25 protein-coding genes are annotated in these 26269 nt (G+C 68.7%); 12 read left to right on the top strand and 13 right to left on the bottom strand.

Annotation, left to right across the window (positions count from 1 at the left end; translation table 11 throughout):
• Position 1 precedes the first annotated feature (1 nt).
• Entirely contained in the window at positions 2-1039 is a 1038-nt protein-coding gene (locus tag ABGI63_RS07575; RefSeq protein WP_349741878.1) for a transporter, read from the bottom strand.
• 130 nt (positions 1040-1169) lie between these two features.
• Between ABGI63_RS07575 and lplT the strand changes: the two genes are divergently transcribed.
• Positions 1170-2408, top strand: a complete 1239-nt coding sequence (gene lplT, locus ABGI63_RS07580; RefSeq protein WP_349741879.1) for a lysophospholipid transporter LplT — start codon at positions 1170-1172, stop codon at positions 2406-2408.
• On the opposite strand, the gene ABGI63_RS07585 is transcribed toward lplT, so the two are convergent.
• From ABGI63_RS07585 to ABGI63_RS07600, 4 genes are all read right to left on the bottom strand, one after another.
• Positions 2393-3643 carry a glycosyltransferase family 4 protein gene (locus ABGI63_RS07585; protein ID WP_349741880.1) on the bottom strand — a complete coding sequence of 417 codons (1251 nt, stop codon included), beginning with the start codon at positions 3641-3643 and terminating at the stop codon, positions 2393-2395. The genes lplT and ABGI63_RS07585 overlap by 16 nt on opposite strands.
• Positions 3644-3733: 90 nt before the next feature.
• Complete coding sequence (locus tag ABGI63_RS07590; protein ID WP_349741881.1) at positions 3734-4000, bottom strand: hypothetical protein; 267 nt, start codon at positions 3998-4000, stop codon at positions 3734-3736.
• Position 4001: 1 nt separating this feature from the next.
• Positions 4002-4487, bottom strand: a complete 486-nt coding sequence (locus tag ABGI63_RS07595; RefSeq protein WP_349741882.1) for a GNAT family N-acetyltransferase — start codon at positions 4485-4487, stop codon at positions 4002-4004.
• Entirely contained in the window at positions 4488-4838 is a 351-nt protein-coding gene (locus tag ABGI63_RS07600; protein ID WP_269841227.1) for a gamma-glutamylcyclotransferase family protein, read from the bottom strand.
• 162 nt (positions 4839-5000) lie between these two features.
• Here ABGI63_RS07600 and ABGI63_RS07605 point away from each other — a divergent pair, with 162 nt between their 5' ends.
• Positions 5001-5612, top strand: a complete 612-nt coding sequence (locus tag ABGI63_RS07605; RefSeq protein ID WP_349741883.1) for a hypothetical protein — start codon at positions 5001-5003, stop codon at positions 5610-5612.
• Positions 5613-5893: 281 nt separating this feature from the next.
• Here the strand turns inward: ABGI63_RS07605 and ABGI63_RS07610 are convergent, their stop codons facing one another.
• On the bottom strand, positions 5894-7558 hold the full coding sequence (locus tag ABGI63_RS07610) for an aminotransferase class III-fold pyridoxal phosphate-dependent enzyme (protein WP_349741884.1): 1665 nt from the start codon (positions 7556-7558) through the stop codon (positions 5894-5896).
• A 70-nt stretch (positions 7559-7628) separates the two neighbouring features.
• Between ABGI63_RS07610 and asd the strand changes: the two genes are divergently transcribed.
• Together asd and ABGI63_RS07620 are read left to right on the top strand one after the other, a co-directional pair.
• Positions 7629-8495, top strand: coding sequence for an archaetidylserine decarboxylase (asd, locus tag ABGI63_RS07615; protein ID WP_349741885.1), 867 nt, complete (start codon positions 7629-7631; stop codon positions 8493-8495).
• 84 nt (positions 8496-8579) lie between these two features.
• Positions 8580-9077, top strand: a complete 498-nt coding sequence (locus tag ABGI63_RS07620) for a 3'-5' exonuclease (protein WP_349741886.1) — start codon at positions 8580-8582, stop codon at positions 9075-9077.
• Here the strand turns inward: ABGI63_RS07620 and ABGI63_RS07625 are convergent.
• The 7 genes from ABGI63_RS07625 to ABGI63_RS07655 all read right to left on the bottom strand — a co-directional run bounded on the left by ABGI63_RS07625 (position 9052) and on the right by ABGI63_RS07655 (position 17184).
• Positions 9052-11694 carry a diguanylate cyclase domain-containing protein gene (locus ABGI63_RS07625; protein ID WP_349741887.1) on the bottom strand — a complete coding sequence of 881 codons (2643 nt, stop codon included), beginning with the start codon at positions 11692-11694 and terminating at the stop codon, positions 9052-9054. The genes ABGI63_RS07620 and ABGI63_RS07625 overlap by 26 nt on opposite strands.
• A 103-nt stretch (positions 11695-11797) precedes the next feature.
• Entirely contained in the window at positions 11798-12298 is a 501-nt protein-coding gene (locus ABGI63_RS07630; protein ID WP_349741888.1) for an outer membrane beta-barrel protein, read from the bottom strand.
• Positions 12299-12428: 130 nt separating this feature from the next.
• Positions 12429-12644: a cysteine-rich CWC family protein gene (locus ABGI63_RS07635; RefSeq protein WP_349741889.1), complete on the bottom strand. Its 216-nt coding sequence runs from the start codon at positions 12642-12644 to the stop codon at positions 12429-12431.
• The gene (locus tag ABGI63_RS07640) at positions 12644-14176 is read right to left on the bottom strand and encodes a malonate--CoA ligase (RefSeq protein WP_349741890.1); all 1533 of its coding nucleotides are present in this window, start codon (positions 14174-14176) and stop codon (positions 12644-12646) included. The genes ABGI63_RS07635 and ABGI63_RS07640 overlap by 1 nt, the downstream gene beginning before the upstream one ends.
• Positions 14177-14181: 5 nt before the next feature.
• Positions 14182-15144, bottom strand: coding sequence for a Bug family tripartite tricarboxylate transporter substrate binding protein (locus tag ABGI63_RS07645; RefSeq protein WP_349741891.1), 963 nt, complete (start codon positions 15142-15144; stop codon positions 14182-14184).
• Between the two features lie 59 nt (positions 15145-15203).
• Complete coding sequence (locus tag ABGI63_RS07650) at positions 15204-16511, bottom strand: malonyl-CoA decarboxylase (RefSeq protein WP_349741892.1); 1308 nt, start codon at positions 16509-16511, stop codon at positions 15204-15206.
• On the bottom strand, positions 16501-17184 hold the full coding sequence (locus ABGI63_RS07655) for a GntR family transcriptional regulator (RefSeq protein ID WP_349741893.1): 684 nt from the start codon (positions 17182-17184) through the stop codon (positions 16501-16503). Before ABGI63_RS07655 ends, ABGI63_RS07650 begins: the two co-directional genes overlap by 11 nt.
• A 149-nt stretch (positions 17185-17333) precedes the next feature.
• Between ABGI63_RS07655 and ABGI63_RS07660 the strand changes: the two genes are divergently transcribed.
• From ABGI63_RS07660 to ABGI63_RS07695, 8 genes are all read left to right on the top strand, one after another.
• Positions 17334-18800 (top strand): sigma-54 interaction domain-containing protein, encoded by a 1467-nt coding sequence (locus tag ABGI63_RS07660; RefSeq protein ID WP_349741894.1) that lies wholly within the window; start codon positions 17334-17336, stop codon positions 18798-18800.
• Between the two features lie 129 nt (positions 18801-18929).
• Positions 18930-20465, top strand: coding sequence for a methyl-accepting chemotaxis protein (locus tag ABGI63_RS07665; protein ID WP_349741895.1), 1536 nt, complete (start codon positions 18930-18932; stop codon positions 20463-20465).
• 203 nt (positions 20466-20668) lie between these two features.
• Positions 20669-21883: a substrate-binding domain-containing protein gene (locus ABGI63_RS07670; RefSeq protein WP_349741896.1), complete on the top strand. Its 1215-nt coding sequence runs from the start codon at positions 20669-20671 to the stop codon at positions 21881-21883.
• A 7-nt stretch (positions 21884-21890) separates the two neighbouring features.
• A complete protein-coding gene (locus ABGI63_RS07675; protein ID WP_349741897.1) occupies positions 21891-22634 on the top strand; it encodes an ABC transporter ATP-binding protein in 744 nt (247 codons plus the stop codon).
• Entirely contained in the window at positions 22631-23368 is a 738-nt protein-coding gene (locus ABGI63_RS07680; protein WP_349741898.1) for an ABC transporter ATP-binding protein, read from the top strand. Before ABGI63_RS07675 ends, ABGI63_RS07680 begins: the two co-directional genes overlap by 4 nt.
• Positions 23365-24354, top strand: coding sequence for a branched-chain amino acid ABC transporter permease (locus tag ABGI63_RS07685; protein WP_349741899.1), 990 nt, complete (start codon positions 23365-23367; stop codon positions 24352-24354). The genes ABGI63_RS07680 and ABGI63_RS07685 overlap by 4 nt, the downstream gene beginning before the upstream one ends.
• Positions 24354-25427: a branched-chain amino acid ABC transporter permease gene (locus ABGI63_RS07690; RefSeq protein ID WP_349741900.1), complete on the top strand. Its 1074-nt coding sequence runs from the start codon at positions 24354-24356 to the stop codon at positions 25425-25427. The genes ABGI63_RS07685 and ABGI63_RS07690 overlap by 1 nt, the downstream gene beginning before the upstream one ends.
• Entirely contained in the window at positions 25424-26269 is an 846-nt protein-coding gene (locus ABGI63_RS07695; RefSeq protein ID WP_349741901.1) for an alpha/beta fold hydrolase, read from the top strand. Before ABGI63_RS07690 ends, ABGI63_RS07695 begins: the two co-directional genes overlap by 4 nt.

Consider the following 26269-nt stretch of genomic DNA (forward strand, 5'->3'; position numbering starts at 1 on the left):
ATCAGCGCTGCCGATTCGTCAGCCGGCGCAGCGCCAACCAGGCCGCCAGTGCGGTGAAGGACGCGATCAGCAGCAGCATCAGCCAGAAGCCGTGCGCATGATCGGCCAGCGGGATGCCGCCGACATTCATGCCCATCAGGCCGGCGAACAGATTGATGGGCAGGGCCAGCACGGTGACCATGGTCAGCGTGAACAGGCTGCGGTTGTTCTGCTCGGCCACCTGGGAGGCCGACTCGTCCTGCAGCAGCTTGACCCGCTCGTGCAGCGAGACGATGTCGCGCAGCGCCACCGCGAACTCGTCGTTGACGCGGCGCAGCCGGTCGCGCTCCTCGGCATTGAGCCAGGCCGGCGGGTTGGCCAGCAGGCGCAGCAGCGCGCCCGGCTCGGGCGCCAGCAGGCGCTGCAGCCGCACCGAGAGGCGGCGCAGCCGCGCCAGCTCGTCGCTGCCCTGCAGCTTGTTGCGGCGCGCCAGCATCGCGTCCTCGATATCGTCGACCTTGTCGCTGGCGCTGCGCACGATGTGCTGCAGCTCGTCGGCCTGGTCGCTGAGCAGATGCTCCAGCAGGGCCACCGGGCTGGCGATCGCGTCGCCGGCACCGACCGCGCGGCGCAGCCGGTCCACCGAGCGCAGCGGCTGCACCCGGGCGCTGACCACCAGGCCCGGCTCCAGGCTCAGCCACAGGGTCGCGACGTTCTCGGGGTCGAAGGAGAAGTCGAAGGTCACATCGTTGATCACCGCCATCAGCCGTTCGCCCAAGCGCGTGATGCGGGTCGAGCGCGAGCCCTCGCGCAGCGACTGGTGGAAGTCCTGCGGCAGGCTGGTGTGGGCGCGCAGCCAGCCATGGGCGCTGGTATGGGTCAGGTTGAAATGCAGCCAGATGAAGTCGGCGTCGCTGGCGCTCGCGCCGCGATGCAGCCATTGCTGGGCCGCCTGCGTGTCCACGGGCCGGGCCGGCTGGCCGGCCTGGAACAGATAGCCGCAGATCAGGCCGTGGTCGTCGGCCGGGCTGGCGAGCGTGGCGGTGGGCGTCGTGGTCATCGTCGGTGGCGGTGCAGGGTGTCGACGCATCATAGTGACAGGTCTTGCCGATCGGTCTGGCAGACCGCCGTCGTCAAAGCGTCACGCCCGCGTCATCGCCCTGGCATCTGTGTCGGCGCCAATGGCGGCCATGCGCATGCCGCCGGGTTTCCATCTGCTGATCGCCGCGCAGTTCGCCTCGGCGCTGGCCGACAACGCGCTGCTGATCGTCACGATCGCGCTGCTGCACGAGCAGGGCCTGCCCGCCTGGTGGGCACCGCTTTTGAAGTTCTCGTTCACGATCTCCTATGTGCTGCTGGCGCCCTGGGTCGGGCCGCTGGCCGACGCGCTGCCGAAGGCGCGGCTGATGGCCTGGATGAACGGGGTCAAGATGCTGGGCCTGGTGGCGCTGCTGGCCGGCCTGCATCCGGTGGCGGCCTATGCGGTGGTCGGCCTGGGCGCGGCCTGCTATGCGCCGGCCAAGTACGGGCTGGTGACCGAGCTGGTGGCACCGCGCCAGCTGGTGGCGGCCAACAGCTGGCTGGAGGTGTCCATCGTCGGCGCGGCGTTGCTGGGCACGGTGCTGGGCGGTCTGCTGGTCAGCGAGGGGCTGCGTGCGATGCTGGCTTCGCTGGTGTCGCTGCCCGGGCTGGCGTCCTCGCTGAGCGCCTCGCTGGCTTTGCTGCTGCTGCTCTACGGCCTGGCCGCCGTGGCGCAGCTGGGCGTGCCCGACAGCGGCGCCCGCTATGCCCGCAGCGCCAGCCTGCGGCCCGGGGCGCTGCTGCGCGACTTCGTCCGTGCCAACCGCGCGCTGTGGCGCGATGCCGAGGGCGGCGTGTCGCTGGCGGTGACGACCCTGTTCTGGGGGGTCGGCGCGACGCTGCAGTTCGCGGTGCTGCGCTGGGCGCAGCAGGTGCTGCAGCTGGGGCTGGACCGCAGCGCCTATCTGCAGGCGGTGGTGGCCGTCGGCGTGGTGGTCGGTGCTGCTGCTGCCGGGCGCTGGGTGCCGCTGACGCGGGCGCTGCGGGTGCTGCCGCTGGGCGTGCTGCTGGGCCTGCTGATGGCGGGGCTGGCCTGGGTCGATGCCTTTGCGCTGGCCCTGCCGCTGCTGGCCCTGGTCGGCGCGGTAGGCGGCCTGCTGGTGGTACCGATGAATGCGCTGCTGCAGCATCGCGGCTACCAGCTGCTGACGGCCGGGCGCTCGATCGCCGTGCAGGGTTTCAATGAGAACCTGAGCATCCTCGGCATGCTGGCCCTCTATGCCGGCGCGCTGGCGCTGGACGCGCCACTGCTGCCGCTGATGACGGTGTTCGGCAGCCTGATCGCGCTGGTGATGCTGGCGCTGATGCGCTGGCGCCGGGCCTCAATCGGGCTTCAGCAACCGGGTTGAGCGGCCGCGATGTCGCTGCGCACCGCAACGGTGGGCAGGGCCCGGCCGTCGATCACCGCCGCGTAGATGTTCTCGACATTGGTGACGATGCCGGCCCAGCTCTGCGCCTCGGCGGTCAACCGGGCGGCCTGGCCCATCGCCCGCAGGGCCGCCGGCTCGCGCGCCAGCTCGGCGGCCTGGTTCAGGAATTCGGGGCCGTTGCCGAAGGGTGCCAGCAGGCCGTTGTGGCCGGGCTTGATCAGCTGGGAAGCGGCCGCGTAGTCGTAGGCCAGCACCGCCAGGCCGCTGGCCATGGCCTCGGGCGTGACGTTGCCGAAGGTCTCGGTGATGCTGGGGAAGATGAAGGCGTCGGCGCTGGCGTAGTGGGCGGCCAGATCCTCGCCATGGCGCATGCCGGCAAAGATCGCTTCGGGCAGGCGCTCCTGCAGCTGCTTGCGCGCCGGCCCGTCGCCGACCAGCACCAGGCGCGCGCGCGGCTGCACCTGGCGGAAGGCCTCGAAGGCGTCGGCCAGCGTGGCCAGGTTCTTCTCGGCCGCCAGCCGGCCCACATGCAGGACCACCGGATCGTCGGCACCGGCGCCCCAGCTCTCGCGCAGCGCGGCGCAGCGCCGCAGCGGGTTGAACAGCGCGGTGTCGACGCCGCGCGCGACCACGCTGACGCCCTTGAAGCCCAGCTCGTCGAGCTGCTGGCGCAGGCCGGCATCGGGCACCATGGTGCACTGCGTCTTGTTATGGAATTTGCGCAGATAGACCATGATGGGCTTGTGCAGCCAGCCGACGCCGTAATGCTTGCTGTAGGCGTGGAAATTGGTGCGGAAGTCCGAGCAGATCGGCAGCTTCAGATAGCTGGCGGCCTGCAGCGCCGACCAGCCCATCGGTCCCTCGGTGGCGATGTGGACGATGTCGGGGCGGCGCAGCGTCCACAGATTGACCAGGCTTTTCTTCGAGGCCACGCCCATGCGCAGATGCGGGTAGCGCGGGATCGGCAGGCCGCGCATCAGCACCTCGTGGAAGCGCTCGTCGTCGCCGTCCGACTGCTCGCCCTTCAACTGGCGCGGCCGCACCAGCTGCACCGCGTGGTTGCGCGCCCGCAGGCCCTCGACCAGGCAGGCGATGGTGCGCGCCACGCCGTTGACCTCGGGCGGGTAGGTTTCGGTGACGATGGCCACGCGCAGAAAACGCTGCAGCGGCGGGGCCTCGTCGACCTCGATGTCGGTGTGCGCGGGCAGCCTCATGCTGCGCATCATGGGCTGCGATTGCGGCGTTTCGATGACGGCCCTGTGATGACGGGGTGACGGGGGCGGGCGGGCGCCCGGTCCGAGACCTTAAAAATCGCCGAAAACCCTGGCGACGCAGGCGTCGCAGCCCTTGATCGCGACCACGATGCCGAGACCGGACAGCGATACGAGGAAAAGAGCCAGCACGGCAAGGCCGAGTTCATGCTGATGGCCACGCAAGGCCCAGAGCAGCAAGCCGGACACCCCCATCAAGACCAGGGCGAGCGTCAGCAGCCAGGGGCGCTTCCATCCCTTCTCGGGCCGCGGCCCCCAGAAGCAGAGGGCGTTGACGGTCTTGCAGCAGGCGCAGCGCATCTCAGTCGGCCTGCGGTCTTGCCTGTGGCGTGCGTTCGTACAGCACGTCCGGGCTGCGCTCCTCGTTGCCGCTGCCATCCGTGAACGCGATGGCCATGAAGCCGAAGCGCTCGTAGAAGCGCCGCGCGCCGAGGTTTTGCTGGAAGGTGTAGAGCCGCAGATCCCGGGCCTGGCCGGCGATCAGTGGCCGCAGCAGGGCCGAGCCTATGCCCAGGCCGACCGAGGCGGGGCGCAGATAGAGATGGTCAACCCACCGGCAGGCATCGCCCTCGGTGCTTGCGATAAAGCCAAGCAGCTCGCCACCATCCTGCGCCACCGTGACCTGGGCCGAAGGCAGCAAATGCTCGCGGATCCAGGTGTGCACCTCCGCGTCGCTGTGCGCCAGCGGCGCATAGGGCAGGAAGTGCCGGCGCGAGCACAGATAGAGCCGAGCGATCTCGGCGGCGTCGGCCGGCGTGGCGGGGCGCAGGGTGGTGTGGCGGTTCATTCAGTCCGGCGGCGCGAAGCGTGCATCGACGTAGACCCAGGCCTGCCGCCCCGAGGAGAGCTTGGCCAGCACCCGCTTGTAGGCCGCGACCTCGTAACGGTCGGCGCTGGCCAGCTCGGCCTCGCTGATCTCGAACACCGTGCCCGGCACGCGGCTGGCCGCATCGCCGTTGAACTTGACGATGGGGTGATGGGTCTTGCCGCTGGTCGCGATGACCTCCGGATCCTCGATGCGCAGCATCGCCATCTCGAACTCGACCAGATCATCCGGCCGCCCACCCAGCCGCCGACCGAAGGTGGACAGCTGGACGTTCTCTTGCTGCAGCGTGCCGTAGGAGAAGAGCAGGGGCATGGTGGGTGCTTGGAATGCTGGCCGGATGATGCCCTGAACTGCAGGCCTGGGAAAGTGCCGCCGGCGCGCGGCGCGCCGCCCCGACCGTCACCCACATTTCACAAACCACCGTCACCATCCCGCCACGCCCGCGCTTGGCGCGCGGGGTCAACAGGAGCGACGGTGAAAGACTTTCTGAAGGCACTCGAGATCCAGCGCTGGGATGACCACCGCTACTACCACCACAGCCGTATCAACCAGTCGCTGCACCTGCTCAGCGCGCTGAGCTTTGTGCTGGCCTATCTGATGCTGTTCAAGGACCCGGCCGTGGCCGCGCTGATCGGCTGGCTGGTGTCGATGACCAGCCGCCAGGCCGGTCATTTCTTCTTCGAGCCCAAGGGCTATGACCATGTGAACCAGGCCACCCACGAGCACAAGGAAGAGATCAAGGTCGGCTACAACTTGCAGCGCAAGGTGGTGCTGATGGCGCTGTGGGCCGCCTCGCCGCTGCTGCTCTATATCGACCCGACCCTGCTGGGGGCCTTCGAGCCGGCCGAGACGCCGCTGGAGTTTGTGCGCCAGGTCGGAATGATGTGGTTGTGGCTGGGTGTGGCAGGCCTGCTGTTCCGCACCCTGCATCTGTTCATCATCAAGGATGTGCAGACCGGCCTGGTGTGGATGAGCAAGATCCTGACCGACCCCTTCCACGACATCATGCTGTACCGCAAGGCGCCGCTGCACCTGCTGCGCGGCGAGCTGATCGATCCGATGGGGCATGCCGCCGAGCGCGGCTGAGCTTAGGCAGAAATCTGGTCCTGGCTCTGAGTCGTGGTCGGGCGGGGCCCCGGGCTGCGGGCGGAAGCGTCCACTCCATGTCCTCCGGCCGCTGCGCGGCCTCCCCCTTTTACTTGCGTGGCCGCTCCCGCCCGCAGCCCGGGGCGAACTCCCACCGTTTGTTTCGCGATCAAGCAGGGTGGTGGGGTGCCCCGGCAGCGCAAGTCAAGGAGGAGCCCGCGCAGCGGGCGGGGGACATGGAGCTGCTGGGGCACCCCGCCGCCCTGCATCGTCACCACTGATCAAAACCGCTCGGCCAGCATCTCCCTCAGGATCTGCCGCTTGATGGTCTTGTTGCTGAGTCCTTCGCCCTGCCACCACCAGCCGTCCTGCTGCATGCGGCGGGCGGCGGCCAGGCAGCGGCGGCAGACCTCGTCGAAATCGGCCTCGCTGTAGTCCAGGCTGAAGATCAGCCGGCCGCTGCCGACCCAGGACAGCCACAGCCCCTGCTCGCGCAGATATAACTGCAGCATCCAGTTGTAGCGCGAGGGCAGCTCGAAGGTCAGGGTCCAGATCGAGGACAGGTGGGCGGCGCGCAGCGGCAGTCCGGCCTCGCTCATCAGGCGGTTGAAGCGCGCGGCGCGCGCGTCCTGCTGCGCCTCCAGATCGCGGTAGAGGGCCTGCACCTCGGGCCGCTGCAGATGCTCGAGAAAGACTGACATCGCCCCCATCACATAGGGGTGGGCGTTGAAGGTGCCGCGCGCGAAGCAGATGTCGGCCGGCCGCTCCTCGCGCCAGCGCTTCATCAGCGCGGCCTTGCCGCAGACCACGCCCACCGGCAGGCCGCCGCCCAGGCTCTTGCCGTAGGTGACCATATCGGCCTTGACGCCGAAGTACTCTTGCGCGCCGCCGCGCGCGAGCCGGAAGCCGACGAAGACCTCGTCGAAGATCAGCACGATGCCGCGCTCGCTGCAGACCTGGCGCAGCTGCTGCAGCCAGGCGGTGTAGGCGGTGCGGTCAAAGCCGGCGCTGCGCGAGCTATCCACCAGGGTCGAGTCGCCCGGCGCGCCGCGATTCGGGTGCAGGGCCTGCAGCGGGTTGACCAGCACGCAGGCGATGTCGCGCCGCGTGCGCAGCACCTGCAGGCTTTTCTCGTCCATGTCCTTCAGCGTGTAGGTGTCGCGCGGCGGCTGCGGGTTGCCGGGGCCGGGCTGCACGTCCTCCCACCAGCCGTGATAGGCGCCGCAAAAGCGCACCAGATGGCTGCGCCGCGTGTGATAGCGGGCCAGGCGCACCGCCTGCATCACCGCCTCGGTGCCCGACATATGAAAGCTCACCTCGTCCAGGCCCGAGATCTCGCGCAGCCGCGCGACGTTCTCGGCCACCACCGGGTGGTAGGCGCCCAGCAGCGGCCCGAGCTCGGCCACCCGCGCGCTGCCCTCGGCGATGCTGCGCTTGTAGAACTCATGGCCGAACAGATTGACGCCGTAGCTGCCGCTCAGGTCCCAATAGCGCTGGCCGTCCAGATCGATGAGGCGGTTGCCCGCGCTGGCCTGCATGAAGCTGCCCAGCTTCAGGTGCTCGCGCAAGTAAGGGCTGAACTGGAAGGGCACGCGGTAGGCGCCGGTGAACTGCAGATCGGAGATCGCCTCGCGGGCCTGGGCTGTCAGGGCGATGCTCCGGGCATGGCGGCTGTTGAGTTCGGCGGCCAGCGCGGCGAAGCCGGCGCGGCGCTGCGCCTGCACCTCGGCGGGCGCCGCGTCGGCGCCGAAGAAGCGTGCCTCGTCATAGGCATAGCCGGGCAGCAGGCCGGCCACCCGCTTGGCCATGCGCGAATGGCCGGCCAGCGAGCGGTGCTTGGCGCGCGAGAGCTGCAGGCGCTGGCGCGCGCGCGGCAGCGCCGCCACTAAGGCCAGCGCGGCGGCGGCCACCAGGGTCAGCTGAAAAACGGGCAGGGTTTCAATCATCGCGGCTCACCATCGAGATGTCACAGAGGACGGGCAGACTGCATCTGTAACCCAGGCTCTTGACTCCTTGATGAAAGCCATCCAAGCCGCCGCCACCCGCTGGCGCGACCGCCTGCTGCTGCAGGAGGATCTGAACTTCCTGCTGACCAACCGGATTCCGCGCATCGCGGTGAGCCGCTGGATGGGCCGCTTCAGCCGTATCGAGAGCCCGCTGCTGGCGCGCTTGTCGATTGCCGTGTGGCGGCTGTTCACCGAGCTGGACCTCAGTGACGCCAAGCACAGCCGCTTTCGCAGCCTGCACGATTGCTTCATCCGCGAGCTCAAGCCCGGCGCGCGGCCGCTCGCCCCCGAGCCCGGCGCGCTGGTGAGCCCCTGTGACGCCATCGTCGGCGCCTGCGGCCGGGTCGAGGCCGGCCGGCTCTACCAGGCCAAAGGCTTTCCGTACCGCATCGAGGATCTGTTCGGCGATGCCGCGCGCGCCGCGCCCTATCGCGAGGGCAGCTTCGTCACGCTGCGGCTGACATCGGCGATGTACCACCGCTTCCATGCGCCGGCCGATCTGCGCGTCGAGCATGTGACCCATCTCGCCGGTGACACCTGGAACGTCAACCCGATTGCGCTCAAGCGCGTCGAGCGATTGTTCTGCCGCAACGAGCGCGCCGCGCTGCATGCCCGCCTGGCCGATGGCCGGCCCATCGCGCTGGTGCCGGTGGCAGCCATCCTGGTGTCCAGCCTGCGCCTGCATGCGCTGGACCTGCTGCTGCACACCGGCTACGCCGGCCCGCATGAGCTGCCCTGCAATGCCCGCTATCAGAAGGGCCAGGAGATGGGCTGGTTCCAGCATGGCTCGACCATCCTCGTCTTTCTGCCGCCGGGCCTGACGCTGCGGGTGGCCAGCGGCCAGCGCCTGCGCATGGGCCAGCTGCTGGCCTCCTGAGGCCCGGGCCAGCCCCCCGGAAAACAAGGCTTGATTCTTGCGGCGGGGCATAGCATGCTCGGGCCGAGGTCCCCCACCCCCACCATGCTGCCGCCCACCGTTCTCGATGTTGAAGCCTCCGGATTCGGCCGTGGCAGCTATCCGATCGAGGTCGGTTTCGTCGAGCCTGAGGGGGCGCTGTTCTGCAGCCTGATCCAGCCCCTGCCCGACTGGCAGCACTGGGACGAGCAGGCCGAGGCCTTGCACGGCATCAGCCGCGATGTGCTGCACAGCCGCGGCAAGCCGGCCGACTGGGTGGCCCAGCAGATCAACCGGCGCCTGCATGGCCAGACCGTCTATTGCGACGGCTGGGGCCACGACTATCCCTGGCTGGCGCGGCTGTTCGAGAGCACCGGCCAGGTGCCAGGCTTCAAGCTGCAGGACCTGCGCATGCTGCTGAGCGAGGCCGAGGCGGCGCGCTGGCACGAGACCATGCTGCAGGTGCGCGCCGAGCAGAACCTGCGGCGCCATCGCGCCAGCAGCGACGCGCGGGTGCTGCAGTTGGCGCTGCAAAGAGTCAAGCGGGTGGCGGCGCTGCTGTAGCGGGGCCGCCGCGGTAGCAGCCGCGCCCGGCTCGCTTGGCCTCGTAGAGCCGGGCGTCGGCCTCGGCCACCATGGTGTCCAGATCGGCCGAGCCGCCGGCGGCCACGCAAAAACCGATGCTGACGCCGATGCCGAGCTCCAGCGCCTCGATGCTGAAGGGCTGGGAGATCACCCGCAGCAGCTTGGCCGCCACCGCCTCGGCATCCGCCGCCGAGGGCAGGGCCGGCAGCAGCACCGCGAACTCGTCGCCGCCCAGCCGCGCCACCAGATCCTGGGGCCGCAGCGCATGGCGCAGCCGGCCGGCCACCGCACGCAGCAAGGCATCGCCGACCGGATGGCCATGCTGGTCATTGACCGGCTTGAAGCGGTCCAGGTCCAGATAGAGCAGGGTCAGCAGGCTGTTGTGCTGGCGGGCGTGGGCCAGCTGCTCATCGGCGCGCAGCGCGAAGCCGCTGCGGTTGAGCAGCTGGGTCAGCGGGTCGGTCTGCGAGGCGTCGCGCAGCCGCGCTTCTTCGGTGCGGACCTCGGTGATGTCGCGGGCAATGCTGATCACGCCCTCGATCTCGCCACTCTCCAGCTGCAGCGGCGCATAGTGCAGCTCGATGACCAGCGGCGGGTCGGTATAGCGCTTCTCCAGATGGGCGCTGCGGCCGGCCAGCGCGGTCTCGATCAGCGGCCGGCTCAGCGCATAGTCGGTCGCGCCCAGCAGCTCGCTCAGGGGGCGGCCCAGCCAGGGCTCGCGCTCGATCTGGAAGCGCTGGGCGAAGGCGCGGTTGAAGAACAGCAGGCGCTGCTCGCGGTCCAGCACAGCAATCATCGTCGCCGCCGCCTCGGCCACCGCCTTCAGCATGGCCTCGCTGCGCTCGCGTTCGTGCTGGGCCTGCACCTGGTTCGAGATATCGCGCAGCAGCACCGAGACGGTCGCTATCTGCTGGCGTTCGTTGCGATGCACCAGCACCGTGCTGGCCACCGGCACGGCCCGGCCCTGCAGGTCCAGCACCGCGCTGCGGCCCTGCCAATGGCCTTGCTGCAAGGCCTCGGCCGGTATGGTGTCGAGAAAGCTGTGTGGCTCGATGCTGCGCATGAAGCGCCGAAAGTCCAGTGCGTCCAGCGCCGCATCGGGCGCCAGGCCCAGGCGCTGCCGGCCGGCCGGGTTCAGATAGCGCAGCCGGCCCTCGGCGTCGAACTGACAGACATAGTCGGGCGTGCGGTCGAAGATCGCGCCCAGGGTCAGCTCGGCCTGGCGTTGCGCGACCCGTTCGGTGACATCGTCGACCGTGCCGGCCGCACCGACCACCCGGCCGTTGACCCGCAGCGGCGCGGTGCGCACCGAGAACAGGCGTTGCTGGCCGTCGGGTCGCAGCAGCTGGCGCATCGCATTGATGGCCTCGCCCTGGCCGACACGCTCGCGCCAGCGCTCGCGCACCTGGGCCCGCTCGGCTTCGGGCACCATCGCCAGCCAGCCCCATTCCTGCCGCTCGGCGCCGAAGCCATGCAGGCGCAGATAGGTCTCGTTGGCGTAGATGATGCGGCCCTGGGCGTCGCAGCGGAACAGGCCCAGCGGCGAGGCATCGCTGGTGGCCAGCAGCGCGGCATCGCGCTCGCGCGCGGCCCGCTGCATGCGGGCCAGCATCAGCGTGATCAGTAGGGCCGCGACCGAGATGACCGCGCTCAGCGTCAGCAGCAGATCGCGCTGCTCGGCATGGTTGCCCAGGGTCGCGCTGAGGCCCTGGGCCAGCAGCACCTGGACACCGAAGTCGTTCAGGGTCTCGAAGCTGACCAGCCGGGCCAGGCCGTCGGTGGCGGCACCGCTGCTGACGAAGCTGCCGCTGGCGCCGGCCAGCAACTGGCGGCGCCTGGGCTCATCGGCAAATAGATCGCGGCCGACGAAACCGGCCAGCTCGGGCACGCGCAGCAGGCCCAGTCCGTCGCTGCGCAGCAGGGCCACCGCACTCTCGTCACCGCGCGAGTAGGGGCGCAGCAGCTCGGCCAGGCGCCGGGTGTCGACCATGGCCACCAGGCTTTGCAGCTCGCCGACCGGCGCACTCATGCGCATCGCCAGCGGCAGATAGATCGGGCCGCCGGCGCGCAGCTGCAGCGGCGCGCCCAGCATCACCCCCTCGGCCTCGGGCGAGGCCAGCAGGGTGATGAAGTCGGCCTTGGGCAAGGTGGCGAAGGGCTGGCCGGGCTGGGCCGGCAGGCGGAAGAGGCGGCCGTCGGCGCTGGCCAGCATCACATCGACCAGCTCGCGCGAGGTACCGCGCAGGGCCTCGGCCAGCTGCACCAGCGAGGCATCGTTGAGCGGGTCGCCGCGGCTGCGGGTCAGCAGCCACAGATCGAGGGTGCGCAGATTGCCCTCGGCATCGCGCAGCACCGCCTCGGTCTGGGCGGATGCGGCGGCGGTCTGGCTGGCCAGCTCGCGCTTGTACTCGTCCATCAGCCGCTGCGGGTAGACGATGGAGAACCAGGCCACCACGCCCCACAGCATCAGCAGCACCAGGCCCAGCGCGACAAAAGGCCCGGCCGCCAGCAGGCGCTGGCCGGCCCGCGAATCGAGCCAGCGGCTCGGCGCGGGCCGGGGTGCCGCGCGGCCTGCTGTATCGAGGGTTGAGCTCATCGTGCGCCCATTGTGCCAAGCATGGCAAAAGGCCCGCAGCCTGTTACAGCTGCGGGCCCGGTGTCAGGTCTTGCCCGGACCTCGCCGGGCAGGACGCCAACGATCAGAAGCGGAAGTCGATACCGGCCGAGAAGACCTTGACATCGCTGGCGGGCTTCTGGAACTCGGCGCGCAGGCCGACTTGCTTGCTCACGGCATAGCGGGCGCCGAAGCCGAACAGGGCCTTGGTCTCGCTGTCCTTGTCACGCTGGCCTTGGGCCGAGGCCTTGACCTCGATACGGTTCACGCCGACGCGGCCGAACACGCTGAAGTCCGTACCCAGCGGTGCCGACAGCACTGCCGACAGCTGCAAGGCGGAGCCCTTGACAGTCACGGGCACATTGAAGACGGAGACCGTGTCCTTGCCCAGGGTGCGATAGCCAGCTTCGGCAGCGATGTTCTCGCTGAACTGGTAGCCACCGTACAGATTGAGGCCGGTGTCCTTGAACTTTGCGCCTTGTTCGCTGATGCGGGTCTGACCCACGTCAGCGCCAATATAAAAGCCTTCGGCTTGGGCAGCGGTCGACAGGGTGGCCACCAGGGCCAGGGCGATGATGTTCTTCATGAGAGGGTTCCTCCGAGGGATTGTTTTGGACTGCTTGTGCAAAAAAACGCCCCCCTTGCGGGAGGCGTGCGGCATTCTCGTAAACCCTAGGAATTCCGGCAAGACAGTCTGGCGCTTTGGCGCCACACCCTCAGGAGGGATGCAGCACCGGCGCGCCGTCCTGCAAGGCCTTCAGGCAGGCAATGCACAGGCAGCGCTGGTAGTTCTCGCGCAGCGTGCTCATCAGTTCCGGCGAGAGGCGCAGATCGAAGCAGTCGCACACCGCCTCGCCGACGCCGCAGTGGAAAGGCCCGCCGCAGCGCGGGCAGGTTTCGTTGAGGGCGGCGGGTGACGGCGTCGGGTCCATCAGGCGAACAGCGTCTTGTGCTGCTCGCGCAGCTGGTTCTTCAGCACCTTGCCCATGGTGTTGCGCGGCAACTCGGCAACGACGAAGACCTTTTTCGGGATCTTGAAGTTGGCGATCTTGCTTTTCAGCGCCGCGATGATGGCCTCGCCGTCCAGCGCCGCCCCGGGCTTGGCCACGACCACGGCCACCGCGCCCTCGCCGAAGTCAGGGTGGGGCAGGCCGATCACCGCCGATTCGGCGACGCCGGCCATCTCGTTGATATAGCCCTCGATCTCGGCCGGGTAGACGTTGTAGCCGCCCGAGATGATCAGATCCTTGCTGCGGCCGACGATGGTGAAATAGCCGCGTGCGTCGCGCTTGCCGACATCGCCGGTCTTGAACCAGCCATCGGCGGTGAACTCTTCCTTGGTTTTTTCAGGCATGCGCCAGTAGCCCGAGAAGACATTGGGGCCGCTGACCTCGATATTGCCGATCTCCTCAGGCCCGCAGTCGCGGCCCTGATCGTCACGCACGCGCACGCCGACGCCGGGCAGCGCGAAGCCGACCGTGCCGCCCAGGCGATCGCCATCCTCGGCGCGGTAGGGGTTGGACGTCAGCATCACCGTCTCGCTCATGCCGTAGCGCTCCAGGATGGTGTGGCCCGTGCGGCTCTGCCAGTCCTTGAAGGTCTCCAGCAGCAGCGGTGCCGAGCCGGCGATGAAGAGCCGCATGGTCTTGCAGGCCGCCTTCGTCAGCGCGGCCTCGCCCAGCATGCGCACGTACAGCGTCGGCACGCCCATGAAGACCGTGGCCTCGGCCAAGCGCGCGATCACCGCCCTGGGCTCGAACTTGCTGAACCAGATCATCTTGCTGCCATTGAGCAGCGCGCCATGCGAGGCGACAAACAGGCCGTGCACATGGAAGATCGGCAGCGCGTGGATCAGCACATCGCCCGGCCGCCAACCCCAGTAGTCCTTCAGCGTCTGCGCATTGCTGAGCAGATTGCCGTGGCTCAGCATCGCCCCCTTGGAGCGGCCGGTCGTGCCGCTGGTGTAGAGGATGGCGGCCAGCTCGTCGGCGCGCTTGGATGCGGGCTGGTGCTGATCGCTCTGCGCGGCGGCGCGGTCCAAGAGGGTGCCCGTGCGGTCCTCATTGAGCGTGAAGACGTTCTGGGTGCCGGCCTGGAAGGCGATCTTGGACACCCAGCCGAAGTTCTTGCCGGCACAGACCACCACCGCCGGCTCGGCATTGGCGATGAAGTACTCGATCTCGGCGGCCTGGTAGGCGGTGTTGAGCGGCAGGAAGACATAGCCGGCGCGCAAGACCGCCAGATACAGCATCAGCGCTTCGACGCTCTTCTCCGTCTGCACCGCGACCCGGCTGTCCGGCGGCAGGTCCAGCGAGGCCAGCAGATTGGCCATCATCGCGGTGGCGCGCTCGATATCGCGCCAGCTGTAGCTCAGGCCGTGGCCGTCGGCGCATTCGATCGCCACGGCATCCAGATCGGCCGGGAAGGCCGCGCGCAGCGCGGCGAAGACATTGGCATTCTTCATCTGACTCAGTCCAGCTTCGCTCCAGAGCTTTTCACGACCTCGGCCCAGCGCTTGACCTCGCTGCTGACGAAGCTGCCGAAGGCATCGCCGTACATGCTGGGCACCTCGGTGCCCAGACCGTTCCAGGCCGACTTGATGGCCTCGTCGGCAAAGGCCTTGCGCAGCTCGCCCTGCATCGCGGTGATCACGTCCTTGGGCGTGCCCTTGGGCGCCCACAGGCCGTACCAGGTCGCGACCTGGTAGGTCGGCACGCCGCCCTCGACACTGGTCGGCACATCGGGGAAGCCCGGCGCACGCTTGTTGGCGGCGACGGCCAGGGCCTTGATGCGGCCGCTCTTGATGTGGGTGGCGGAGGAGCCGAGGCCGTCGAACATCATGTCCACCTGGCCGGCGATCAGGTCCTGCAGGGCCGGGCCGGCGCCGCGGTAGGGGATGTGGGTGATGAAGGTCTTGGTCTGCAGCTTGAACAGCTCGCCGGCCAGATGGTGCGAGGTGCCGTTGCCGGCCGAGCCGTAGTTCAGCTTGCCCGGATTCTTGCGGATGAATTCCAGCAGGCCCTTCAGATCGGTGGCCGGCACCTTGGCCGGGTTGACGACGATGACCTGGGGCACGCTGGAGATCAGGGCCACCGGCACGAAGTCCTCCTCCAGCCTGTACTCGAGCTTGGGATACATGGCCGGTGCGATCGCGTGATGCACCGCGCCCATGAAGAAGGTGTAGCCATCGGGCGCGGCCTTGGAGGCGATGCCGGCGCCGACGGTGCCGCCGGCGCCGCCCTTGTTGTCGATGATGAACTGCTTGCCGGTCTGCTTGCTGAGCACGGCGGTCAGCGGCCGCGCGAAGGCATCGGTGCCGCCGCCGGCCGGGAAGGGCACGACCCAGGTGACGGGCTTGCTGGGCCAGCTCTGGGCCTGGGCGCCGGTGGCGGCCAGCAGTGCGGCGGCGGCCAGCAAGCAGCGGCGTGTCATGGTGGGCTTCATCGGTCGGTCTCCTGTGATTGCCGCGCGCGGCGGCTTGTGTATAGGGATCAAAGCAGCGCGGCGACGCCGCGCGAGTAGGCAATCTCACCCTGGGTGAAGGCCTCGTGGTAGGCCTCGATCTTGCTGAGGTCGTACAGATAGTTGACCATCATGCCGCAGCTTTGCTTCAGCCCCTTGGCGGCGCGATTGCCCATCGGGTTGAGCCGCTCCAGGCGGGCACCGTTGTCCAGATGGAAGCGCGCCACCGGATCGCCCTGCGCGCCGGTGGTCTGGCCGACCAGATAGACCGCAGCCAGGCGCAGCAGGGCCTGCTGGGCGGCGCTGTCCAGCTTGGCCAGGGTGTCGGCCTGGCTGAGCTTGGCGAGTTCGCCGCCGCAGGCCTTCAGCAGCAGTTCGCGGGCCTCGCGGGCACGCTCGATCTGCGGCTTCTTCAGCGGGTTCAGCGCGCTGAAATCGCTGCTGCGCTGCAGCCAGGCGGCAAAGCCGGGGATCGGCGACAGCGTGCAGAAGGTCTTCAGCTTCGGATGCTCGTGCTGCAGATGCTCGGCCACCCGTTTGATCAGGAAATTGCCCAGCGACACGCCTTTGAGCCCGGGCTCGCAATTGCTGATCGAATAGAACACCGCGACCTTGAACTTGTCCGGCGCCATGGTCTCGGCCTTCTTGTCGATCAGCGGCGCGATCGCGGCCGGCATCTCCGGCAGCAGCGCCACCTCGACAAAGATCAGCGGCTCGTCCGGCAGCTGCGGATGGAAGAAGGCGAACAGGCGGCGGTCCGGCTGCAGGCGGCGGCGCAGATCGTCCCAGCCGTCGATCTCGTGCACTGCCTCGTGGCGGATGATCTGCTCCAGCAGCTGGGCCGGCGAGTTCCAGTCGACCTGGCGCATCTGCAGAAAGCCGGGGTTGAACCAGGAGCCGAACAGATGCAGCAGGTCGGCCTCGACACTGCGCCATTCCGGATGCCTGGCCAGGCCGCCGAGCAGACTGCGGCGCAGCCGCACCAGCACGCCGGTGGCGCCGGGCGCGCGGTTCAGGCGGCGGAACAGCTCCTGGCGCGGCGGCTCGCTGACCCGGCTCAATGCCAGCAGATGGGCGGCATTGGGCTCGGCGGCATAGGCCTGGGCGGCCAGCAGCACGGCCTGCGGATCGGGGTTGAAGTCCAGGCTCAGGCGCTCGAACAGCTCGTCCAGCCCTTCGGGCGGCAGCTGGGCGATCTGGTCGAGCAGCTCGCGCGCCTGGCCCAGGCTGTTGGCCTCGCCGCGCTCGGACAGCAGGCGGCGCGCGGCGATCAGCACCTGGCGCTGCTGGCGCTGCAGCCCCCGCAGCAGCGAGGCCTTCTTGAGCTCATCCAACATGGTTCACCTCGGCGTTGTGGCGCATCGCTTGCAAGGCGCCCAGCTGGGCCAGCAGATGTGCTTGCATCTCGGCCTCGGCGCCGGCCGCGTCGCCGGCCAGCAGCGCGGCCAGCAGGCGGCGGTGCTCGCTCAGCGAGGCCTGCAGCCGGCCCGGCGACTTCAGCTGGCGGCCGCGCAGCAGGCGCAGGAACTTGCGCAGATCGCCGGTGGCGCGCTCCAGCCAGCGGTTCGCCGCCAAGGTCTGCAGCAGGCTGTGGAAGACATGGTTGACGCGGTAATAGCTGTCGATGTCGCCGGCCGCCGCAGCCAGCTCCAGCTGCTCGTGCAGCTGCTGCAGCTGCAGCAGCTGGGCCGGCGTGGCCTTGCGCGCGGCCTCGAAGGCGCAGCGCCCCTCCAGCATCGCCATCACCGGGAACAGATCGTTGGCGTCGGCGTCGTGCATCTCGATGACGCGGCAGCCCTGGCGGGGCAGCAGCTCCAGCAGACCTTCGGCCACCAGCACCTTCAGCGCCTCGCGCAGCGGCGTGCGGCTGATCGCCCATTGCTCGGCCAGCGCCTTCTCGTCGACCAGCGCGCCGGGTGCCAGCTCGCGCTCGAAAATCATCGCCCGCAGGCGCGCCGCCACCGCATCGTGCATCGAGCTGCCGCGCAGGGGGAGGTCGGGGCTGTTCATGGGCTGTGGCGAGTTGGTGATTACATAATTACAGCCCTGTGCGGAGCCCGCATCGGGGTAGACCCGCAGCCGCGCCGACGGCCTTGGCGCGCTGCTACATTGCGCAGGCTGTGGCCGGCCGGCCGCCGTTTCCCGCTGCGCAGACACCCGTGATCAACAGCTCCCAACTCCCGCTCGATGCCCCAGGCGTGCTGCGCCTGGCGGCGCGCACGATGTTCGAGCTGCTCGAGTCCAGTGCCCAGGGCATGATGGTGCTGGACCGCGAGCACCGCATCGTCTGGATCAGCGAGGGCTACAAGCGCTTCCTGCCCGGCCTGGGTTTCGAGCACGAGTCCGACTTCGTCGGCCGCCGCGTCGAGGAGGTGGTGCCCAACACCTTGATGGCCCAGGTGATCGACAGCGGCCAGCCCATTCTGGTGGACCTGCTGAGCAACAAGGCCGGCACCTTTCTGGTCAGCCGCCTGCCGCTGCGCAGCGACGCCGGCGAGGTGATCGGTGCGCTGGGCGTGGTCCTGCTCGACCACCCGGAGACCACGATGCAGCCGCTGATCGCCAAATTCGGCCGGCTGCAGCAGGAGCTCGACGAGGCGCACCGCCGGCTGGCGGCCGAGCAGGTCAGGAACCGCCGCCCCAAGCACACCATCGCCAGCTTCATCGGTGCAGGCCCGGCCGCGCTGGAGCTCAAGCGCCAGGCCCGCCGTGTAGCGCAGACCGATGCGCCGGTGCTGCTGCTGGGCGAGACCGGCACCGGCAAGGAGCTGCTGGCGCACGGCATCCATGCGGCCTCGCGGCGTGCCGGCGGGCCGCTGGTCAGCATCAATATCGCGGCCGTGCCGGACACCTTGCTGGAGGCCGAGTTCTTCGGCGTCGCGCCGGGCGCCTATACCGGTGCCGACCGCAAGGGCCGCGACGGCAAGTTCGCGCTGGCCGATGGCGGCACGCTCTTTCTCGACGAGATCGGTGACATGCCGCTGGCGCTGCAGAGCAAGCTGCTGCGGGTGCTGCAGGAGCAGGAGTTCGAGCCGCTGGGCAGCAACACGGTGCGGCGGGTCGATGTGCGGGTGATCGCCGCCACCAGCCGCGACCTGGCCGCGATGGTGGCGGCCGGCGAGTTCCGCGCCGACCTCTTCTACCGGCTCAATGTGCTGCCGCTGAAGCTGCCGCCGCTGCGCGAGCGCCTGGAGGACATCGAGGCCCTGGCCGAGACGCTGGGCGAGGACATCGCGCGGCGCAGCGGCATGCCGCAGCGCCAGCTCAGCCCCGAGGCGCTGGACTGGCTGGCCCGGCAGCCCTGGCCCGGCAATATCCGCCAGCTGCGCAATGTGCTGGAGCAGGCCAGCCTGATGAGCGACGAAATCCAGCTGGGCGTGCACAGCTTCGATCCGGCCGCGCTGGCCTGCCTGCCCGCGCCGGCCGAGGCGCCGCCGGCCCCTGCGCAGGCGCCGCGCCACATCCGACCGCTGCCCGAGCGCATCGAGGCGCTGGAGCGCGAGGCCATTGCCGAGGCCCTGGCGCTGACCGAGGGCAATCGCATGGCGGCCGCCCGGCTGCTGCAGATCTCGCGGGCCTCTCTTTACGAGCGCCTGACGCGCTGGCCCGATCTCGGCGCGGCGTGACAAATAGCCGCCAGCCCGGGGCGGCCTGAGCTGATAGCAGTTGTTTGTGCGCGTCTCGCCCTTGCGCCTTGCCGACGCTTGCCCGCATAGTGGCCGCGCGGTGATCGCGACGATAAGAAGGAGACAGTCATGGGCAATCTGATGTTGGCCACCCGTTTGCGCCTGGCGGTGCTGGTGGTGGTGCTGGGCTTTGTGGCCCTGGTGCTGCTGCTGACCTACCGGGCCTCCAGCAGCCTGCTGGGCGTGAAGATGCTGACCACGGTGGACCAGGTCAAGCTGGGCGAGAAGATCGCCCGCGAGCATTACGAGAAGGCCAGGTCCGGCGCGATGCCCGAGGCCGAGGCCAAGGCCGCCGCCGCGGCGGCCATCGGCAAGATCCGCTACTCGGGCAGCGAGTACCTGTGGATCAACGATATGAGCCCGCGCATGGTGATGCACCCGATCAATACCAAGCTCGATGGCCAGGACCTGAGCCAGAACAAGGACCCGAACGGCAAGCGCCTGTTCATCGAGTTCGTCGAGGTGGTCAAGGCCAGCGGGGCCGGCTATGTCGACTATCTGTGGCCCAAGCCCGGCGCCAAGGATCCCGAGCCCAAGCGCAGCTATGTGCTGGGTTTCGCGCCCTGGGGCTGGGTGATCGGCTCGGGCGTCTACGTGGACGATGTCAAGGCGGTGGCGCGCCAGGACGCGGTGTTCACGCTGGTACTGGTGCTGCTGGCCGGCGGCCTGGCGCTGGGCGGGGTGGAGCTGTTCGTGCGCGGCCTGCGCAAGCGCCTGGCCAGCATGCAGGCCTTGATGCATGCGGTGGCCGGCGGCGATCTGCGCGCCGACATCCAGCCCGGCCGGCCCGATGAGCTGGGCCTGGTGCTGCGCGAGGTGGTGGCGATGCAAAAGCGCCTGACCGAGCTGGTGCGGGCGATCCGCGAGGCCACCGAGTCGATCGGCCATGCCTCCAGCGAGGTGGCGCTGGGCAGCCAGGATCTGTCCTCGCGCACCGAGCAGGCCGCCTCGAATCTGCAGCAGACGGCGGCCTCGATGCAGGAGTTGACCCAGCAGGTGCGCCACTCGGCCCAGGCGGCCGACCAGACCAATGCCCTGGCCGACACGGCCGCCGGCCAGGCCCGCGCCGGCGCGGCGGCGATGCAGGAAGTGGTGCGCACGATGGACGGCATCTCGGACGCCAGCCGCAAGATCACCGACATCATCAGCGTGATCGACGGCGTGGCCTTCCAGACCAATATCCTGGCGCTGAACGCTGCGGTCGAGGCGGCCCGGGCCGGAGAGCAGGGGCGGGGCTTCGCGGTGGTCGCGGCCGAGGTGCGCAGCCTGGCGCAGCGCTCGGCCCAGGCGGCCAAGGAGATCAAGGCCTTGATCACCGATTCGACCGAGCGGGTCTCGGCCGGCAGCCGGCAGGTCAGCCGCGCCGGCGACACCATGGGCGACATCCTCGGCGCGGTGCAGCGGGTCACGACCACGGTCAGCGAGATCAGCCAGGCCAGCAGCGGCCAGTCCGAGGGCATTGCACAGATCAACCAGGCGGTGGCCCAGCTCGACGACATGACGCAGCAGAACGCCGCCCTGGTCGAGCAGACCGCGGCGGCGGCCGAGTCGCTGAAGCAGCAGGCCCAGCAGCTGAGCGCGACGGTGGCGGTGTTCAAGATCTAGGCATAGACCGTCGATTGACTGTCTGAATTTCAGGCAGCGACTGCTTTCCGGACGCGCGTTCGATGCGGCTGCCCGGCCTAGCGCCGCCCATCGGGGCGCTAGGCCGGCTGTTTCTCGGGGTTTACACCAGTTTGGTGCGTTCGGGCATGGGATGTGCATCTTGATGGGGCAAGCTCAGCGAGCCACAACAAGGAGACGACCCGATGACCACCCCATCCCTTTCCAGCAAGCGCCTTGTCCTCACCGCTCTGATCGCAGCCTTGGCCGCCGCGTATGCGCCGGCGCCCGCGCTGGCCCAGGCGGGCAAGGACATCCGCATCGCCCATATCTACAGCAAGACCGGGCCGCTGGAAGCCTATGGCAAGCAGACCCAGACCGGCTTCATGATGGGCCTGGACTATGCGACCGGCGGCACTTTTGCCGTGGCGGGGCGCAAGCTGGTGGTGATCGAGAAGGACGATCAGGGCAAGCCCGATGTGGGCAAGAACCTCCTGGCAGCGGCCTATGGCGACGACAAGGCCGATCTGGCCGTGGGCCCGACCTCGTCCGGCGTGGCCCTGGCCCTGCTGCCGGTGGCCGAGGAGTACAAGAAGATCCTGCTGGTGGAGCCCGCCGTGGCCGACTCGATCACCGGCGACAAGTGGAACAAATACATCTTCCGCACCGGCCGCAACTCCAGCCAGGATGCGATCTCCAACGCGGTGGCGCTGGACAAGGCCGGCGTGACGATCGCGACCCTGGCGCAGGACTATGCCTTTGGCCGCGACGGCGTGAAGGCCTTCAAGGACGCGGTCAAGAAGGCCAAGATTGTTCACGAAGAGTACCTGCCAACGACGACCACCGACTTCACCGCCGGCGCCCAGCGCCTGATCGACAAGCTGAAGGACCAGCCGGGCCGCAAGGTGATCTTCATCATCTGGGCCGGTGCCGGCAACCCCTTCAAGATCGCCGATCTGGACCTGAAGCGCCATGGCATCGAGGTCGCGACCGGCGGCAACATCATGCCGGCGATGGTCAATTACAAGGCCTTCCCCGGCATGGAGGGCGCGACCTACTACTACTTCGGCATCCCGAAGAACCCGGCCAACGAGTGGCTGGTGGCCAATCACTACAAGCAGCTGAAGACGCCGCCGGACTTTTTCACCGCCGGCGGCATGAGCGCGGCGATCGCGGTGGTCGAGGCGCTGAAGAAGACCGCCGGCGACACCAACACCAACAAGCTGATCAAGACCATGGAGGGCATGAGCTTCGAGACGCCCAAGGGCAAGATGAGCTTCCGTGCCGAGGATCACCAGGCGATGCAGTCCATGTATCACTTCAAGATCAAGGTGGATCCGGCCTTCCCCTGGGGCGTGCCCGAGCTGATCCGCGAGATCAAGCCCGAGGAAATGCAGGTACCGGTTCGCAACAAGCGTTGAGTCGTCGATGCTTGAAACCCGTGACCTGACGATTCGCTTCGGCGGCCATGTGGCGGTCGACCATGTGTCCTGCGCCTTCCGACCCGGCACGCTGACGGCCATCGTCGGGCCCAACGGGGCCGGCAAGACGACCTATTTCAATCTGATCTCGGGCCAGCTGCGGGCCAGCGAGGGCTCGGTGTCGCTCGACGGGCATGACCTGACCCCGCTGTCGGCGCCGCAGCGCACGCGCCGTGGCCTCGGGCGGGCTTTTCAGCTGACCCAGCTGTTTCCGAATCTGTCGGTGCTGGAGAACGTGCGGCTGGCGGTGCAGGCGCGGCGCGGCATGGGGCTGAACTTCTTGAGCGTGTGGCTGAGCCACCGCGAGCTGCTGGACGAGGCGCAAGCCATCGTCGAGCGGGTGCGCCTGGGCGCCCGGGCCGAGGCCCCGGCGGCCAGCCTGCCGCATGGCGACCAGCGCAAGCTGGAGGTGGCGCTGCTGATCGCGCTGCAGCCCGAGGTCTATATGTTCGACGAGCCGACCGCCGGCATGAGCGTCGACGAGGTGCCGGTGATCCTGGACCTGATACGCGCACTGAAGGCGGAAGGGCGCCACACCATCCTGCTGGTCGAGCACAAGATGGATGTGGTGCGCGAGCTGGCCGACCGCATCATCGTGCTGCACAACGGCCAGCTGGTGGCCGATGGCGAGCCGGCCGCCGTGATCGCCTCGCCCGTGGTGCAGAACGCCTATCTCGGGGTGGCGGCATGAGCAAGCCCTTGCTGAGCCTTGAGGGGGTGCATACCCATATCGGCGCCTATCACATCCTGCACGGCGTCGACCTGGCCGTGCCCGAGGGCCAGGTCACGATGCTCCTGGGTCGCAACGGCGCCGGCAAGACCACGACGCTGCGAACCATCATGGGCCTGTGGAAGGCCAGCCAGGGTCAGGTCTTGTTCGACGGCCGGCCCATCACCGCCGCGACCACGCCCGAGATCGCGCAGCGCGACGTCGCCTATGTGCCCGAGAACATGGGCATCTTCGGCGACCTGACGGTACGCGAGAACCTGCTGCTGGCCGCGCGCCGGGCCCGCTCCATCGACGAGCTGGACACGCAGCGCCTGGACTGGCTGTTCGGCCTCTTTCCGGCGCTGAAGACCTTCTGGCTGCATCCCGCCGGCAAGCTCAGCGGCGGCCAGAAGCAGATGCTGGCCATCGCCCGCGCGATGATAGAGCCGCGCCGCCTGCTGCTGATCGATGAACCCTCCAAGGGCCTGGCGCCCGCCATCATCCTGAACATGATCGAAGCCTTGCGCGAGTTGAAACGCAGCCGCAGCACGGTGCTGCTGGTCGAGCAGAACTTCATGGTGGCCAAGGCCTTGGGCGACCGGGTCGCGGTGATGGACGACGGCCGTGTCGTGCACAGCGGCGCGATGGCCGAGCTGGCCGGCGACGAGGCACTGCAGCAGCGTCTCCTGGGTCTGTCGCTGGGAGTCTACCAATGATCATCAGCGCCGAACGCAAGAACCTGTTGCCGCTGCTCCTGTTGCTGGGCCTGGCCCTGATCGCGCTGCCGCTGATCGGCAGCCCCAGCACCTGGGCCACGCTGACCCTGGCCGGCCTGGCGATGGGCTTGATCATCTTCATCATCGCCTCGGGCCTGACCCTGGTGTTCGGGCTGATGGACGTCTTGAACTTCGGCCATGGCGTCTTCATCGCCCTGGGCGCTTTCATGGCGACCACGGTGCTGGGGGCGATGAGTGGATTCACCGCCAGCCCCTCGCTGCTGAGCAATCTGATCGCGGTGGCCGTGGCTTGCGCGGTGGGCATGGCGGTGGCCGCGGCGGTCGGCCTGGCCTTCGAGCGGGTGCTGGTGCGGCCGGTCTACGGCATGCATCTGAAACAGATCCTGATCACGATGGGCGGCATGATCATCGGCGAGGAGCTGATCAAGATGATCTGGGGCGCGCAGATGATCGCGCTGCCGCTGCCCGAGGGCCTGCGCGGCGCGCTGCTGTTCGGCGATGTGGCGGTCGAGAAGTTCCGTGTGCTGGCCGTGCTGCTGGGGCTGGCCGTGTTCGCCGGCCTGTTGTGGCTCTTGAATCGCACCAAGCTCGGCCTGCTGATACGCGCGGGCGTGCAGGACCGCGAGATGGTCGAGAGCCTGGGCTACCGGATCCGCCGGCTCTTCGTCGGCGTCTTCGTCGGCGGCTCGGCCCTGGCCGGCCTGGGCGGCGTGATGTGGGGCCTGTACCAGCAGAGCGTGACGCCGCAGATCGGCGCCCAGGTCAACACCCTGATCTTCATCGTCATCATCATCGGCGGCCTGGGCTCGACCCTGGGCTGCTTCGTCGGCGCGCTGCTGGTGGGCCTGATGGCCAACTACACCGGCTTTCTGGCGCCCAAGGTGGCGCTGTTCTCCAACATCGGCTTGATGGTGGCCATCCTGTTGTGGCGCCCGCAAGGGCTTTATCCGGTCACGAATCGATGATGCTCAAAGCCCTTCTTTCCCACGACCTGCCGCGCAGCAGGCTGCTGTCGCTGCTGCTGATCGCCACGGTGCTGGGCCTGGCGCTGACGCCCTTCATCTTCCCGTCGACCCGGGCGCTGAACGTCGCCGCCAAGATCCTGATCTTCATCGTGCTGGTGGCCAGCTACGACCTGCTGCTGGGCTATACCGGCATCGTCAGCTTTGCCCACACGATGTTCTTCGGCATCGGCGCCTATGGCATCGCGATCGCCAGCTCGCGGATGGGCCCCGGCTGGGCCGCGGTGGGGGCAGGTCTTGCAGGTGCGCTGGCGGTCTCGCTCCTGCTGTCCCTGCTGATCGGCCTGTTCAGCCTGCGGGTCAAGGCGATCTTCTTCGCGATGATCACCTTGGCCGTGGCCTCGGCCTTTCTGACCCTGGCCTCGCAGCTGTCGGACTTCACCGGCGGTGAGGACGGACTCAGCTTCAAGGTGCCCGAGGCCCTGCAGCCCGGCACCGAGTATCTGGAGCAGCCGTTTCTCGGCGCGGCCATCGACGGCCGCTTCGCCTCCTACTACCTGCTGTTCTTCGCCACCGTGGCCCTGGTGCTGCTGATGCTGCGCATCGTCAACTCCCCGTTCGGCCGCGTGCTGCAGGCGATCCGCGAGAACGACTTCCGCGCCGAGGCCATCGGTTACCGCACCGTGGTCTATCGCACCTGGTCCAACGTGCTGGCCGCGTTGTTCGCGACCCTGGCCGGCGCGCTGCTGGCGCTCTGGCTGCGCTACAACGGGCCCGACACCTCGCTGTCCTTCGAGATCATGCTGGACATCCTCCTGATCGTCGTGATCGGCGGCATGGGCACGATCTACGGCGCGGTGATAGGCAGCGTGCTCTTCGTGCTGGCGCAGAACTATCTGCAGGACTTGATGAAGCTGGGCGCCGGGGCGGTCGAGGGCGTGCCGCTGCTGTCGCAGCTGATCGCACCGGATCGCTGGCTGCTCTGGCTGGGTCTGCTGTTCGTGCTGGCGGTCTATCACTTCCCCAGCGGCGTCGTCGGGCGGCTGCGCGCCCGAGCCCAGGAGAACTCGCCATGAGTGCATCCTTCAGCTCCCACTACCTGCGCTGCGCCGGCCGCGAGATCCATTACACCGAATGGGGCGCCGGCAATCCCGAGGTCGTGATCGCCTGGCATGGGCTGGCACGCACCGGCCGCGATATGGACGAGCTGGCCCGCCATCTCAGCGGCCGCTACCGCGTGATCTGTCCCGACACGCTGGGCCGCGGTCTGTCGCAATGGAGCCCGGCTCCGGCCAGCGAGTACTGCCTGGACTTCTATGTGAAGCTGGCCGTGGACCTGGTCGACCAGCTGGGCATGGGCGCTTTCCACTGGGTCGGCACCTCGATGGGCGGCGCGATCGGCACCCTGGCCGCGGCCGGCCCCTTGCGCGGCCGCATCCGCCGCCTGGTGCTCAACGACAACGGCCCGCAGCTTGCCGAGGCGGCGATCGCACGCATCCGCAGCTATGCCGGCAACCCGGCGGCCTTCGACACGGTGAGCGAGCTGGAGCAGTATTTCCGCCAGGTCTACAAGCCCTACGGTGCCTTGAGCGACGCGCAGTGGCGCCATCTGACCGAGACCTCGGTACGGCGCCTGCCCGACGGCCGTGTCACCCCGCATTACGACCCGGCCATGGTCCAGCAGTTCATCCACCACCCGCAGGACTACCAGCTCTGGGACGCCTGGGACAGCCTGGACCTGCCGGTGCTGTGCCTGCGCGGCGAAGACTCCGACCTGCTGCTGGCCGAGACCGCCGAAGCGATGCGCAGCCGCGGCCCGCGCGCCGTGGTCGCGACGATCGCCGGCTGCGGCCATGCGCCGGCGCTCAATGTGCCGGAGCAGTTTGCGCTGGTGGAGCGTTTTCTCGGCGGGGCCTGA

Source organism: Roseateles cavernae (assembly GCF_040187885.1).
Taxonomy (GTDB): Bacteria; Pseudomonadota; Gammaproteobacteria; order Burkholderiales; family Burkholderiaceae_C; genus Roseateles_E; species Roseateles_E cavernae.